Here is a 14,430-nt window from a genome sequence, read left to right as displayed (position 1 = left end):
TTAACCTGTCAGGTTAATTTTATTGACAGTTATCTGTCATGAAATAATTATGTTTTTGATCAAGGAGTGAGGTGTGAAGATACAGATTCTGGACAGAAAGCTGAAGAAAGTCATATCAGATGCCCGTAAATTAACAATAGAATACGGTAATAGGAATGCAAGACTTATTATTCAGCGTTATAATGAGCTAAGTAATATTTCTGATCTTGGTACGATGGTAAAATGTAAAGTAGGACGATGTCACTCGTTAACGGGTAATTTAAAAGGAAAATATGCTTTAGATCTGGAGCATCCATTGAGGATGATAATTAAACCTGTTTTTGAATCTGAAAATAAAGATATAAATGAAGTAGTATTTGTTAGTATAGTAAAAATGGAGGATTATCATGGCAAATAGAAAGGTAGCCCCTATCCCAGTGCCACCAGGCGCAACTCTATTGGAACAGATAGAAATATGGGATATGACGCAAAAAGAATTGTCTCTAAGGCTTGGAATGTCCACTAAGCACTTAAACGAGATCATAAATGGTAAATCTCCTATAACAATTGAAACCGCTCTAAAATTAGAGTGTGTATTAGGATTACCTGCATCTTTCTGGGTGGGATTAGAGGCTTCATATCAAGAAGCAGTAACAAGATCAAATCACCTGCTAATTGATGAAAAGGAGAAGGAAATTGCTAATTCAATCAATTATGCTGAAATTGCAAAATTTGGCTGGGTGGAAAAAACGCGAGCAATTAAAAAGAAAATAGATAATCTACGGGCTTTCTTTGGGATAGCAAACCTTAATTACACTCCTCTGTTGATTCCCATAGCATTCAGAAAATCAGAAAAATACACTTCTTCAGAATATGCTTTAGCAACTTGGCTAAGAAAAGGAGAAATCGCAGCTCAGGAAGTACAAACTGACAGGTATTTGAAATCAAAACTTAAAAAAGCTATTCCTGAGATTAGAAAACTTACACTAAAACCTCTTGAAGAAACTATAGATACACTCACTCATCTACTTGCTGATTGTGGTATAGCTTTAGCCATTGTTCCTCATATTTCCCAAACCCATGTAAATGGTGCTATTAAATGGATTTCTCCTGATAAAATAATGCTTCAGTTAAGCCTGAAAGGAAAATATTCTGACATATTCTGGTTTAGTCTCTTTCATGAAATCGGGCATATTTACTTTGGACATTATAAAAAAGGGACATTTATTGATATTCCTGATGTAAATTCTGAAATGGAAATAGAAGCTGATAATTTTGCTAAAAGCACATTGATCCCTGAAAATGAATATTCTAAATTTATATCACCTGGTGTATCACGACAAAGTATAGAAGAATTCTCAAATGAGATCAAAATACACAAAGGTATTATTGTAGGTCGACTCATGCATGATAAAATAATTGATTTCAATCAATTTCATGATCTAAGAGTAAAGTTTAGACTGGGTTAAAATTAGAAGAACTTTTAACAGTTTTGACAAATTTGACATAAAATTCTAAAAAAGTTGAAGATCCTTTTGGACATGGTTAACACAGTGAACGGTGTTAACGATTTTATCAAATTCGCTGCAATTACCCTGATAAAGAACACCCCCTACCAGAGATGGTTTGAAAACGGTCGTTAACTGCACCCCACCTGGAAATACCCGGCGGTGCACAATTAACTTAGTGACAAAAAAAAGATTTGACAAGAAAACCCCGTTTTAGTTATTTACACCATGAGTGTAATAGATGTGGTTTTAATTGTTAAATTTGTTAGGAGGATTGTGATGACTAAGAATTTCACCCAGACGTGGAACGAGAGACGTACCAGATATACTGATGTCGGAAGACATCAGGTTTCGTAGCACAAAGAAATTAGCAGCTATGAAAGTAAACCGAAAAGAGCGCGAATATCAGTTGCGCAGAGAACTGATAATAGATGTATCAGAGCAGCTTTTCTATGAACGGGGATATGAGAATGTTACACTCGGTGATATTGCCAGGGCAGCGGATTACACTAAGAAGACCCTGTATTCATACATAACTGGCAAAGGAGAATTATATTTAGAGGTTTATTGCCGTGGATTAGAAAAGCGCCGCATATTCATAGAAGAATCAATGGATAATGCCGAAACCGGAATAGATAAGATCAAGGCACTGGGAACAGCATACTTTGAGTTTTTTGAAGAGAATCCTCAAATGCTGCTTCTGGTGCAATATTTTGATTATCGTGGTATTGAATATGACAAAGTGGAAGAAAAAGTAGTCAATAAATTTATCAATATCAATAAGGAAGCAAATATCAAGCATCTTTCAGCTTTTACGCAGGGCATTGAAGATGGCAGCATCAATCCTGACATCCAGCCGGAAATAGTTTACAGTCAATTTATCCATTGCCTGAGAGCTATCACCCATAATGCCATCTGGAATAATGCAGAGCATAAAACAGAAGCTGAGAAAAAGAAATTTGCTCATGAGTATTTTTATTACTTTCTAAATTTTTATCTCCGTGGAATTTCATCCCAGCCAGAGAAAATAATCAAATTTAAATATCTGCCAGAAGCAGAAGAAAATGAGGAGTAAATATGATCTTAAAATTTAAAGAAAAACTGGTAAACATCTGTAACGAATTCACTGATCTCAAGTTTCAATTCCATCTCAGAAAATGGCATACGGACTTTTTGAGATTTTATCAGAGTCAAACCAATTATAATATTTCCAAAAGCTCATTGGCTCTGAGCGCCACAGTCCACAAGGGCAAAAGGTATTATGACTTCTCCCTTGATAATCCCACCGAAGAAGCTCTGCGTGAAAAGATCAATGAAGTAGTAAAATTCATTGATGATCTGCCTGAAGACCCTGACTACGTAGATATCGAAGCTAATATCAACAAGACTGCTGAAAAGCCAAAGCCTGATAACAGAGAGACAGTAGATCTGGAGAAAAAGATCGAAATCCTGCAGCAACTTGCCAAGGCAGTAGCACCCTTTGATTATAAGATCTATGGTACTTTTATCTGTAATTACAATGACCTTTACATAGTAAACAGCAATGGCGTGGATAAACATGAAATGAATTCACCAATTGCCCTGGAAGTGAAGGCTGTTAACCAGAAAACAGAAGTTACCGTACTGGAGACATTCGGTGGTGAAAATTTTAAGAGCTTTGACCTGCCTGATTTCCGAGACAGCCTGGTGAAAAAGGCTGAAGCCGGAAATAATGAAATTGTGGATCTGGAACCTGGCAAATACCCCGTGGTTCTTGCACCCCGCTGTATTGCAGAATATTTCATGTATCTGATGAACAGCGTTTCTGCTCGCAGCCTGGACAGCAAAAACAGCTTTTTTGAAGGCAAACTCGACCAAAAACTATTCCCGGAGAATGTCAGCATTACCGATAATCCTCAACATCCTGATATGATGCAGTTTGATTACACAAATTCCGGGCATCCTTATGAAAATCTTAAGATCATTGAAAATGGTGTGTTCCGTAACTTTATGGTCAGTAATTATTATGCTCATAAACTCAAAATGAAAGAAACCGGCTCCGAAGCATCTGCGCTTATTATGGATACTGGAGATAAAACACTCGCTGAGATGATAGCCGGCATTAAGAAAGGAATTTATGTTTCTTCTTTGCACTACATGAATTTCATTAATCCTAAAGAAACTTCAGTTACCGGTCTCACCCGTGACGGCACATTCCTCATCGAAGATGGCAAGATCACCAAGGTGATCAATAATCTCCGTTTCACAGAAAAGATAGTGCGCATCATTGAAAATATCACTGAGATAGAAAATAAAGCGGTCACAATTCCATTTTCCCAGAATTATGGACACTTTGGAATCGACAGTTATCGCATGCCGCATGTGACAATCAGCTCATTTAACATCACATCGTCAACCGGAACCATCTAAGGAGGGAGAAAATTATGAAAAAATTAGTAAATGATATACTCAACAAAACAAAGGCAATGGGCGTTACTTTCGCTGACGTCCGCTATACATCCACTGATGATGAAACCATCTATTTCCAGAAAGGCAGTTTGAAGTATTATGGCAGAGCGATGGACGCTCAGGCTATTGGTGTTCGCGTGCTGATTGATGGTTGCTGGGGTTTTGCCGGAACTGATATCCTGAATACTAGCGAGATAGATAAAACTATAAAACTTGCAGTTACAAATGCAAAGCTCGGAGCAAAATTCCGTAACCAGAAGATCAAATATACCCCTTCTAAAGCAGTGCAGGCAAGTTATATCTATCAGCCCGAAGAAGACCCCTTCCTGATGGATGATCAAACCAAACTTAACCTTATGGAAAGTATTGCCACAAAACTTACACTGGATAAGAAGATTGTTTTTTCTTATACTTATGTGTCTTTCTATCGTCAGTATAAGGTTTATGCCAATACCGAAGGCACTTTTGTGGATACCCTGGTTTATGATACTCTGCCAACCATGTATGTGCTTGCCAGTAACGGCAAAGAAACCATGTGCCGTACTTTCCCGGGACACATGAATGGTCGTCGGGGAGGATTTGAAGTATTACGTAATCTTGAGATGGAAAAAAATACTCAAATCATTATCGAAGAAGCCATCCAACTGTTGGACGCTCCCCGCATAGAAGAAGAACGCGCTGACATCATCATCGGTGGTGGACATTTAGCTCTTCAGCTTCATGAATCCGTGGGACATGCCACAGAAGCTGACCGCATCTTCGGAAAAGAGATCTCTTATGCCGGAAAAACATTTATCAAACCAAAGATGCTGGGTACTTTCCAGTATGGTTCTCCCATCGTAAATATATATTCTGACAGTACTGATAAGCGTGGTATGGGCTATCATCCGGTAGATGATGAAGGTATCCCAGCCAGACGCTGTGACATCATCAAAGATGGGATTCTGGTTGACCAGCAAACTTCACGTGAAATTGCTCCCCTTTTGAACCTTCAACCTTCGTCAAATATGGTAGCAAGCTTCGCTGATGATATCCCTCTGGTGAGAATGACTAATTTCTGCCTGGCACCCGGTAAGGGATCACTCAAAGATCTCATTGCTGATACTGAACATGGATACCTCGTGGATCATACCAAAACCTGGAGTATTGATGATAACCGTAACAACTTCCAGTTCAGCACAGAAATCGGTTGGAAAATTGAAAACGGTGAAATTACTGGAATAGTCAAAGAACCTACATATTTTGGCATTACTCCAGAATTCTGGAATGCCTGTGACCGCATCTGCGGACCCGAAGAATGGGAAATGCACGGCACATTCCACTGCGGAAAAGGTGAACCTGGGCAGGGAATGCACCTCTCACATGGTGTAGCTCCAGCTAGATTCCGGAATATCGTGGTCAACGTGAAAGCTTGATTTTTCTCTAGGAATTCTCCTGAACCGGAGCTGAAAAGCTCCGGTTCTTTTTTTTTGGGGGGGGGGGGATGGACGAAATGGACAGGGTGGACAATATGCTAATCGCGCCCTATCTAAGTCAGTCCCGATACATCGGGATGAACCGTACTCAGGATAGGATTTCTGGGCGGCAGTTTAGTGGTAATAATGGTCGCCAGAAGTCTTGTCAGGAGTACCAGCCAAAACTCCTGCTTAGTGGAGTGGATGATGTACAAAAAAAACCGGCAGTTGGAAGCTGCCGGAGACCGAACTCGGAGGTGAGTAAGATCAATTTATAAATTTTTAATATTCAATATCTGGTTTCACCATTTGCCGAGTATCTGGTGGGAGAGAAGGAGATTGATTTCCTGCTGTTTGCGGATCAGGTTGTAATATCGGGTATTATATGAGAGCTGGGCATTTTGGAGATCAAGTCTGTTTCTATCGAGACCGATCAAGTCAATGGTTCCAAGCTGATATTGCTGTTGCGCCATATTTAGATTCTGCTGAGCAAGATCAAGTTTCTGCTGATATAAATTCCGGGTGGATTCAAGATTTTCAAGCTCCTGATTGAGTACCTGAAGATTGTTTTCCAGTTGTCTGCGGTAAATATCCAGATCAAGCTGCAGCAGATTGAGAGAGCGTCTGGTGATAGCATGAGCTTCGTTTTTCTGCAGCAAATTGAAGATATTCCAGGAAGCGGTAAGTGAGAGCGTATTGGAATATCTGTAATAATCATCAGTGGTAAAACAGCCATCGTCATTATTCTGATAAAGGGTATAACTGAGCGACAGATCAGGAAGAAAACTGAGCTTTTGATGGATGAGAGATGCTTTTGTTTTATTGATACTATTATTTTTTTGTTTGATCATAAGATTTTGTGAGAATTCACCGGGTCTGGATTCAGTATCAAATTCCGGAACAGCAAGCCCAGAGCCATTATCATCAATATTCAGATAATTAAAGAGTGAGTTACGGGAATTGATCAAGGCAATTTCAGCATCCTTTACAGCAATATCATAATCAATGAGATAGATCTCGCTTTGCCTGAGATCGAGCAATGATTTTTTGCCGTTTTCATAGAGGATATTGGTCTGCTGATGGATTTTTTGCTGGAGCAATAGATTTTGCTGCTGAATAACGAGCACAGTCTGATTTTGTAGAACACTCAGATATAAATCAAACACAGTATAAGCAATGGATTTTACGGTGTGATCCAATGCCAGTTCAGCATTTTGCCGGTCATAATTATCGGAAATAATGCTAAAGAAGGTAGGGTCATTAAGGTAGAGAGATTTTTCCAGAGTTATCATCGCTGAATTAGACCATTCCTGTGGTTCATTATCCAGATAGCTGGATTTATAAAGGTTGATAGATGCTGAGGGGAGAAGTTCATAGTAGCTGCTGCGCAGTCTGCCGGAAGCATCTTTGAGATTTGTATCAGCAAACTGACCATCATAAGAATTTTGCAGGGCAATAGTGATGAATTGCTCCAGAGAATACTGCTGTGCCTGGCAAAAGAGGGCAATTAGCGTAACTATAATGAAAATAATAAACTTTTTTTGCATAATATTTCCTGAGTATTTAATCTTTTTTAGAATTTTTGGATCTGAACATGAGCGGGATACGATCAGTTTCGGGAGCACCGATCTGGATAAGTTCCCAGTCTTTATCATACTCCTTGATGTAATGTCTCAGAGTAGTAACTTTTTGTTCTGTATCCGGGTTTTCATCTTCCCAGTGGATGATCTCAACTCTGTATTTCAGTGTTTTCTTTCTGCCATTGATGCGGACATCAATTTCCACATTTTGTTCGGCTTCCAGGGTGGGGATAGAAAGTGATATTTCTCTCATGATTAACTCCTTTTATTGTAGTGAATCGTTTTTTTTAGACTTATTCATATTTCAGTATCTCAGACGGGTTACGGTTTGCCGAACGGAGGGAATGGATGAGAATAGTACCCAGGGCAACAATTATGGTAATGACGGCAGCGATGAGAAAAACGAGGGGATTGATCTTTATGCGGTAAGCATAAGTGCTGAGCCATTTATCCATCAGATACCAGATAACGGGGACGGCTATAATGATAGCCAGGATGATCTTTTTGATCATATTTTTGACGAGTAGGATAACTATATCACTTGAAGAAGCACCAATTGCTTTGCGGATACCGATTTCTTTATTGCGCCTGACATTATCAAATATGGAAAGTGCCAACAGACCGAGAAGAGCGATAAATATGGCTATAAATGTAAATACACCAAAGACGCTGCCAAACTGGATATCCTTTTTATACTGACGGTCATAGAACTCGTCGAGAAAGAAATAATCATAAGGATTGCCGGGGAAAAACGTGTCCCATTCTTTTTTGATTACCTTAATATACTGAGAGATATCTTCTGAGTTAAACTTGAAAGAATAATAGCTTTCGAGGAAATCATAATAAGGAAATGAAAGCGGAATAACGGATGTTTTCAAAGACATCTGATTGAAGTTATCGATCACGCCGACCACCGTGACATCCCTGCGTCCCAGATGTATTCTTTTCCCAATAGAATTTTCAGGAGATATAAATTCAAAACGATCCACGGCGGCTCTATTGATAACCACAGCAGAATCATCAGAGGCAATTTCACGATCAAAGTTTCTGCCGGCAATGAGTTTGATATCAAATGTGGGGATGAATTGATCATCTATACCTGCGATGTACATGACGGCATTTTTATCTTCCGATTGCTCGAATGCCCTGCTGCCGTTTCCCCAGAATATTTCATCACCGGGTACGTTTGTGGAAGTGGTAAATGACTTCACGAAGGGATATTTTGTGATCTCATCTTTGAAGGCGTAAAACTGTTCGGTAAAAAGCGAATCACTTTCATAGTTGCCGGGAGCTTTGAGCACGAAAGTATTATCAAGATCAAAGCCGATATCTTTGCTTCGCATAAAATCAAGCTGTTGATATACTACAATGATCCCTGATATGAGAGAGAAAGAGATAATGAACTGGAATATCACGAGTGCAGAGCGGATGTAATTATCTCTGCTTTTGCCGGTAATAGTACCTTTGATGATCGTTGCAGGAGGAAATGCTGATAAGATAAAGGCAGGATATAAACCTGAGATATAAGTTCCGAAGATGAAGAGCCCAGTGAGATATAACCAGATATTGAGATCTGAGAGTAATTTCAAGGTAAGGGGAACACCTGTAAATTGCCTGTAAGCAGGCAGAAATATTTCCACGAGTACAAATGCAATTATCGCAGAAATGAGATTAAGGATTACCGATTCCAGCAAAAACTGCTGAATGAGCTGTTTTCTGGAAGCACCCACGACTTTGCGAATGCCAACTTCACGACTGCGATCTACAGCTCTGGCAGTTGCCAGATTGATATAATTTACCCAGGCAATGAATAGAATAAAAAAGGCAATAATTGTGAGAAACTTTATTGATGTGGCATTTCCATTTTCATCAGGTTCAGATTCCTGAAGCAGATCAGAGTGGAGATGTATGCTTTGCAGCGGTTGGAGAGGAAATTCATTTCTACTATTATACTTTTCCCACCGTTCCTGGAACTTTTCAGTGAGCCAACTATCAAACTTTTTATTGAACTCAATATAATCCGTTCCGGGTGCAAGCTTTACGTAAGTATTGAAATCATACCATCCCCAGGCGGTTTCAGCATCATCACCAGTCCAGTCAATAAGAGTTTGATAAGAGATCAGGAAGCTGAACTTGATGTGTGAATTTGCGGGAATATCAGCAAGAACACCAGTGATCTCAAGATCCCGATGAGAAAACTTAACCGTTTTGCCAATGGGATTTTCATTACCAAAAAATCTTGTTGCTGCTTCTTGAGTGATCACGCATGTATTGGTGGCACTGAGAGCAGTTTCTGGATCACCGGCAATCAGCGGGAATGAAAGCAATGTAATAAAAGACGGGTCAGCGATCTGCATCTTTCTTTCCCGAAAGCTTTTTTCAGGTGTGGAAACAATGCCATCAATGGGAAATGCCCGGCAAAATTCCAGAACTTCGGGGAAATTATCTTTCATAGCGGGACCTACTGCTGGAACAGCTGCAGCACATTCCACCTGCAAATTGCCATTTCTATAAATATTGAATTGCACTCTGTAAATATTTTCAAAATCGTCATGAAAGCGGTCATAGCTGTTTTCATAACTCACATATTGCATGATGAGCAGGCATACTGCCATACCTATGGAAAGCCCCAGAATATTGATCAGCACAAAACTTTTATTCTTTTTGATGTGCCTGAAAGCTGAGAGCAGGTGATTTTTAAACATTGTGTTTCTCCTATTCGTACTTCAGAGCCAGTACAGGATTAGTGCCAGCAGCATGAAGCACATGAAAACTGACGGTCAACATGGCAATAATTAGAGCAGCCAAACCGGAAATAATAAAGAATAACAGATTTATAGGAGCTTGATATACGAAATTGCTTAACCAGTTTTTCATGATGAAATATGCCAGGGGCCAGGCAATGATATTTGACATCAGCACCCATCTGGCAAAATCTTTGGACATCATAAGAACTATAGAGCCTACTGGTGCACCCAGAACTTTGCGGACAGCAACTTCACGCCGTCTCTGCTGAGCAGTGAACGATGCCAGACCAAAGAGCCCCAGGGAAGCGATAAAAACAGCCAAAACAGCAAAGATTGTGATATTCTGAGCAAACACAAGATCCTGCTGGAACTGAAAACTGAAGATATCTTCCAGATAATTGGCATTGAATGGAACCTCTGGATCCACTGAATGAAAAATATCTTCAATAGCCTGCTGATAAGCTGGATCATCATTCTGTAATCTCACCAGGTAACGAGGGATGAATTGACCAATATGGGCGATGATCATGGGGTTTACCTGGCGACGTGCAGTGGTGAAATTAAAGTCTTTTACAACGCCGACCACAGTTCGTTCGAGGCGATCTTCATTCTGGTCTATCATAGTGATCTTTTTACCAAGTGGATGAGCCCAGTTGAGTTTTCGGGCAGCAGCTTCATTGATGATAATAGAACTTTCAGGGTCAGTAATCAACTCAGGATCAAAGTTTCTGCCTTCAACTAAGTTTATCTTTAGCAGATCAATGAGGTTATCATCAATTTGCAGACGGTCAAACATCATTCCAGTTTCCCGGGTATAACCTTCAGGGATAATTTCCAGACGGACAAGTGTGCCTCCTGGTAAATTGGAAGAAGTAGCAACTCCCTCCACGAAAGTGAGGTTTTCTATTTGCTCTTTAACGAGTTGAGCCTGATCTCGAAATACGTTTCTGATCACCAGAACATTATTTTTATTATAGCCGAGATCTGTTTTCTGCAAAAATTTTACCTGATCCAGAACGATCAGGACAGAAATGATCAAAGCAATCGAGACAGAGAATTGTAATACCACCAGAATAACTCTTTGAATAACACCCTTTTTACTGGTAGAGAATTTGCCTTTTAGCACTTTTACGGGAGTGAAAGAGGATAAAATTGAAGCAGGATATAAACCAGCCAGAAAGCCAACCATGATTGCCATTACCAGAATATAAATACTAAATTTATAATTTTCTATCAGATTATAGCTGATATCCTTTTGGAGGAAGTTATTCAGGTAGGGTAAAGCAACCTCAAAGAGCACCAGGGCAATGAGCATGGCGATAAAAGTAGTAAGTATTGATTCTCCGATGAATTGCCTGAAAAGCTGCCTGCGATTACCTCCCACCACTTTTCTAATACCAACTTCCAAAGCTCTGCGAGCAGCTCTGGCACTGGAGAGATTGATAAAATTAATGGAAGCAATGATCAAAACCAGCAGAGCAACAATTGCCAATGTGTAAACCTTCATCCGGTCAGTTTTGCCATTATTGAGAAAGTCATAACGCAGATGTGCTGAACCCATATGAACGTCCAGGAGTGGTTGCATTCCAACAGCAAATACTTCAGCAAACCCGTTTTCAGTGGCATAAGTATTCAATTTTCCCAAAACGACCTGAGGATCAGCTTCCGGATATATCCGAAAGTAACCGATAAGAGCAAGATTTTCCCATGATTCCCACCAGACTGGATTATCCCTGGTATTCAAAGGTGCTATCAGATCAAATTGCAGGTGCGAATTGTGAGGTACATCCCTGATTATCCCGGCAATATAAGCATCTTCCATTTGAGGGTTAACGAGAGGTTTTCCCACAGCGTCACCTTCAGGATACAGCATTTCAGCAAAAGATTCAGATATATAGACACCTCTAAGATCACTTAGCGGATGATTCTGGTCAGAAGCAAGTATTTCAAAACTGAAAACATCAAAAAAACTGCTGTCTGCCAAAAGAACTCTGGCAGCGATCGTAGTTTCTTCATCAGTCTCATTTTCATTTCCCGGCAAAGGTAGATTTATTCCCATTGCGGTGATTCGCGTGGCAGCTATGATTTCTGGAACAGCATCTGCCATACCTGCAACAAGAGGTCCGGCTGTAATTGAATAACTGAGAGCTCCTTCATCCTCAGAATTATCAACTGTCAGCAGGTGATAGATATTTTCGGCATCTTTGTGGAAATGATCATAAGTGAGATCATCAATCACATAAAATGAAATGATCAGACATACAGCCAGGCCAATGGCAAAGCCACCGATATTTATGGCAGAATATGTTTTCTGCCTCCAGATATTTCTGAATGCGATACGTAAATAATTTACTAACATTTTATAACCTCTACTCGTATTTTAATATATCAGCGGGATTCGAGTGTGCAGCCCGAAGAGTTTGATAGCCAACTGTGACAACAGCCAGCAGGAATTGCAAAGCAATTGGGATCACAAAATCAAGGATAGTAAGATCATAGTGATAGACGAATTGCTTTAGGAAGAGATTTGCCAGATACATGGCAACTGGAATAGCAATAATGGCTGCGATAGCCACCCAGCGAAGGAAACTGCTGGTGAGTTGGAATATGAGGTTATTAGTACTCGAGCCTAAGATCTTTCTGATACTGATCTCTTTGGCACGTCTTTCTGTCATAAAAGATGACAAACCAAATAATCCCAGGCAGGAGATAAAAACAGCCAGGCAAGTGAAATATAAAATAATAGAATGAGTACGTCTGGTATCATAATACATTCTGGCAATACTTTCATCCAGAAAAGTGTATGAGAAGGGGAAGCCGGGACAGGTTTCAGCCATGGAATTTTCGATGTATTTAATGGTGGAATTCATATCTTCAGGAGCAATTCTGATCATGATAATACTTCTGAACCAACTAAGCTGCGAGATGAGAAGAGGTCTTATTTCCCCTGAAAGTGAGGTATTATGGAAATCCTTGATAACTCCCACTATATAACCATCATGGCCGAACATGCTGAATTTTTTACCAATCGGGTCTTTCATTTCCATTAATTTGACCGCAGTTTCATTAACCACGTATTCAATTTCCGGATGAACTGCTTTATCCAGAGTAAAACCATTACCGGCAACAAATGGAATCTGAAAGAGCTTAAAGAAATCATTATCAGTGTTATAGAAGCGAAAAATCACTCTATCGTCATTTGGTTTTCCTTCCCAGGTGACGGGGTTTACGTTTCCCACTTGTGAGGGAAGAGAAGTGGAAGTGGTTACAGCCAATACATTTCTATTTTTGAGCAGTTCTTCTTTGATAGTATCATACTTTTGATATTGTTCATTTCGCATAGGCAGATGAATCACATAATCTGTATTAATACCCAGGTCTTTTTTATTGATATAATTGATTTGCTGATAAATTGCAAAAGATAGAATAATGAGAATAATGGAGATCGTGAATTGGAAAACTACCAGTAATTTACGGAAAGATTTCATGGAATCCGAGCTGAATTTATGACAGAAGATCTGAACAGGTGAATAAGATGAGAGGAAAAAGGCAGGATATGTTCCGGCAAAAATCCCTGTAAATAGCACAATTAGAGGAAAGCCAATGATGAATAGGAGATTTGAGATAGTAATGGAGGTATTTTTGGCAGTTAATAGATTGAATTGAGGCAATAGGAGTTCAACCAGGGCGATAGAAAGAAGCATGGCAATACAGGTGATTAACATTGATTCTGAGAGGAACTGCATTATGATCTGTTTCCTCTGAGCCCCCATTATTTTCCTTACACCAATTTCTTTGGTGCGCAGGGCATAACGGGCATTTGCCAGGTTCATAAAATTGATACAGGCAATGAGGAGAATGAGGATTGCTATGCCACTAAGAACATAAACCATAATCAAACCGTCTGGAGTATCTAAGGGGGAATAGAGATGCACATGACTAAATAGTTGCAGGTAGAGCATATCCTGATCTATCTCCCTGGGGCTATGATCAACCAGAGCAGTTTTGATCTTTGGTGCAAATTTTTCATAATCAGTATTAGGATACAATTGCACAAAGCCGGAGCATTCCCAGCTCCAGGTATCAGCTCTTTCACCCATCACAGCAAAAGAAATGATATAATCAATATTCAAGCTTGATTGAACAGGAAAATCTTTAATGATCCCTGTAACAGTAAAGGGACTGTCATTATTGACTATGATAGCTTTTCCCATAGGAGATTCATTACCAAAAATTTTATGTGCAGAACTGCTGGTGAGAATAATAGAACTGGGATCAGACAACGCAGTTGCGGCATCTCCTCTGATAAACTCCACATCAAACATCTCAAAGAAATTTGGCTCCGTCGCCATCACGTTACTTTCATTAAAATCTTTGTCGTTATAATTAAGTGCAAGATTATTAAAAAACCGATACCGGGCTGCATTTTTTATCTCGGGATAATTATCTCTTAGAACTGGTACCATTTTGAGGGGTATAGTTCTACCTCCGGAAGGAGAAGCACTTTGCTCATCATACATGGAAATCTGGTAAATATTTTCAATATCCTGATGGAATTTATCAAACAGCAGTTCATCTTGGACCCAGAGCAACAGCAGGAGACTAACTGTCATACCCAGAGCCAGACCCAGAATATTGATCAAAGAATATCCCTTATGTTTCTGCAAATGTCTTAAAGCTATCTTCAAATAATTTTTCAGCATAATCTGCTCCA

General features: G+C 39.6%; 11 protein-coding genes. 6 read left to right on the top strand and 5 right to left on the bottom strand.

All coding sequences use genetic code 11. The annotated features are described in order from the left end of the window. The first annotated feature begins 73 nt into the window (after nt 1-73). The 6 genes from RAO94_10455 (at nt 74) to RAO94_10430 (ending at nt 5,667) form a co-directional block, all read left to right on the top strand. Nucleotides 74-397, top strand: a complete 324-nt coding sequence (locus RAO94_10455; GenBank protein MDP8322759.1) for a hypothetical protein — start codon at nt 74-76, stop codon at nt 395-397. Continuing rightward, nucleotides 387-1,448 carry a HigA family addiction module antitoxin gene (locus tag RAO94_10450; GenBank protein MDP8322758.1) on the top strand — a complete coding sequence of 354 codons (1,062 nt, stop codon included), beginning with the start codon at nt 387-389 and terminating at the stop codon, nt 1,446-1,448. Before RAO94_10455 ends, RAO94_10450 begins: the two co-directional genes overlap by 11 nt. A 370-nt stretch (nt 1,449-1,818) precedes the next feature. Further along, complete coding sequence (locus tag RAO94_10445) at nt 1,819-2,562, top strand: TetR/AcrR family transcriptional regulator (GenBank protein MDP8322757.1); 744 nt, start codon at nt 1,819-1,821, stop codon at nt 2,560-2,562. 2 nt (nt 2,563-2,564) lie between these two features. Continuing rightward, on the top strand, nt 2,565-3,896 hold the full coding sequence (locus RAO94_10440; GenBank protein MDP8322756.1) for a metallopeptidase TldD-related protein: 1,332 nt from the start codon (nt 2,565-2,567) through the stop codon (nt 3,894-3,896). Between the two features lie 14 nt (nt 3,897-3,910). Next, nucleotides 3,911-5,350, top strand: coding sequence for a TldD/PmbA family protein (locus RAO94_10435; GenBank protein MDP8322755.1), 1,440 nt, complete (start codon nt 3,911-3,913; stop codon nt 5,348-5,350). A 68-nt stretch (nt 5,351-5,418) separates the two neighbouring features. Then, on the top strand, nt 5,419-5,667 hold the full coding sequence (locus RAO94_10430) for a hypothetical protein (GenBank protein ID MDP8322754.1): 249 nt from the start codon (nt 5,419-5,421) through the stop codon (nt 5,665-5,667). A gap of 24 nt (nt 5,668-5,691) precedes the next feature. Here the strand turns inward: RAO94_10430 and RAO94_10425 are convergent, their stop codons facing one another. From RAO94_10425 to RAO94_10405, 5 genes are read right to left on the bottom strand one after another with little or no spacing between them, the layout of a single operon-like run. After that, nucleotides 5,692-6,936, bottom strand: coding sequence for a TolC family protein (locus RAO94_10425; GenBank protein ID MDP8322753.1), 1,245 nt, complete (start codon nt 6,934-6,936; stop codon nt 5,692-5,694). 16 nt (nt 6,937-6,952) lie between these two features. Further along, a complete protein-coding gene (locus RAO94_10420) occupies nt 6,953-7,222 on the bottom strand; it encodes a hypothetical protein (GenBank protein MDP8322752.1) in 270 nt (89 codons plus the stop codon). A gap of 40 nt (nt 7,223-7,262) precedes the next feature. Further along, nucleotides 7,263-9,674 (bottom strand): ABC transporter permease, encoded by a 2,412-nt coding sequence (locus RAO94_10415; protein ID MDP8322751.1) that lies wholly within the window; start codon nt 9,672-9,674, stop codon nt 7,263-7,265. A 10-nt stretch (nt 9,675-9,684) separates the two neighbouring features. Beyond that, nucleotides 9,685-12,075, bottom strand: a complete 2,391-nt coding sequence (locus RAO94_10410; protein MDP8322750.1) for an ABC transporter permease — start codon at nt 12,073-12,075, stop codon at nt 9,685-9,687. A 10-nt stretch (nt 12,076-12,085) separates the two neighbouring features. Continuing rightward, nucleotides 12,086-14,419, bottom strand: a complete 2,334-nt coding sequence (locus RAO94_10405) for an ABC transporter permease (protein MDP8322749.1) — start codon at nt 14,417-14,419, stop codon at nt 12,086-12,088. Nucleotides 14,420-14,430: the final 11 nt, after the last annotated feature.

Source organism: Candidatus Stygibacter australis (assembly GCA_030765845.1).
GTDB lineage: Bacteria > Cloacimonadota > Cloacimonadia > Cloacimonadales > TCS61 > Stygibacter > Stygibacter australis.
Note: the sequence above shows the minus strand (reverse complement) of the source record. Positions and strands in the feature narration are given on the sequence as shown.

What these genes read in the sequence shown, in the direction of transcription:
- RAO94_10450 (MDP8322758.1), top strand. Translation starts at nt 387, where the DNA reads ATGGCAAATAGAAAGGTAGCCCCTATCCCAGTGCCACCAGGCGCAACT.
- RAO94_10445 (MDP8322757.1), top strand. Translation starts at nt 1,819, where the DNA reads ATGTCGGAAGACATCAGGTTTCGTAGCACAAAGAAATTAGCAGCTATG.
- RAO94_10440 (MDP8322756.1), top strand. Translation starts at nt 2,565, where the DNA reads ATGATCTTAAAATTTAAAGAAAAACTGGTAAACATCTGTAACGAATTC.
- RAO94_10435 (MDP8322755.1), top strand. Translation starts at nt 3,911, where the DNA reads ATGAAAAAATTAGTAAATGATATACTCAACAAAACAAAGGCAATGGGC.
- RAO94_10430 (MDP8322754.1), top strand. Translation starts at nt 5,419, where the DNA reads ATGGACGAAATGGACAGGGTGGACAATATGCTAATCGCGCCCTATCTA.
- RAO94_10425 (MDP8322753.1), bottom strand. Translation starts at nt 6,936, where the DNA reads ATGCAAAAAAAGTTTATTATTTTCATTATAGTTACGCTAATTGCCCTC.
- RAO94_10420 (MDP8322752.1), bottom strand. Translation starts at nt 7,222, where the DNA reads ATGAGAGAAATATCACTTTCTATCCCCACCCTGGAAGCCGAACAAAAT.
- RAO94_10415 (MDP8322751.1), bottom strand. Translation starts at nt 9,674, where the DNA reads ATGTTTAAAAATCACCTGCTCTCAGCTTTCAGGCACATCAAAAAGAAT.
- RAO94_10410 (MDP8322750.1), bottom strand. Translation starts at nt 12,075, where the DNA reads ATGTTAGTAAATTATTTACGTATCGCATTCAGAAATATCTGGAGGCAG.
- RAO94_10405 (MDP8322749.1), bottom strand. Translation starts at nt 14,419, where the DNA reads ATGCTGAAAAATTATTTGAAGATAGCTTTAAGACATTTGCAGAAACAT.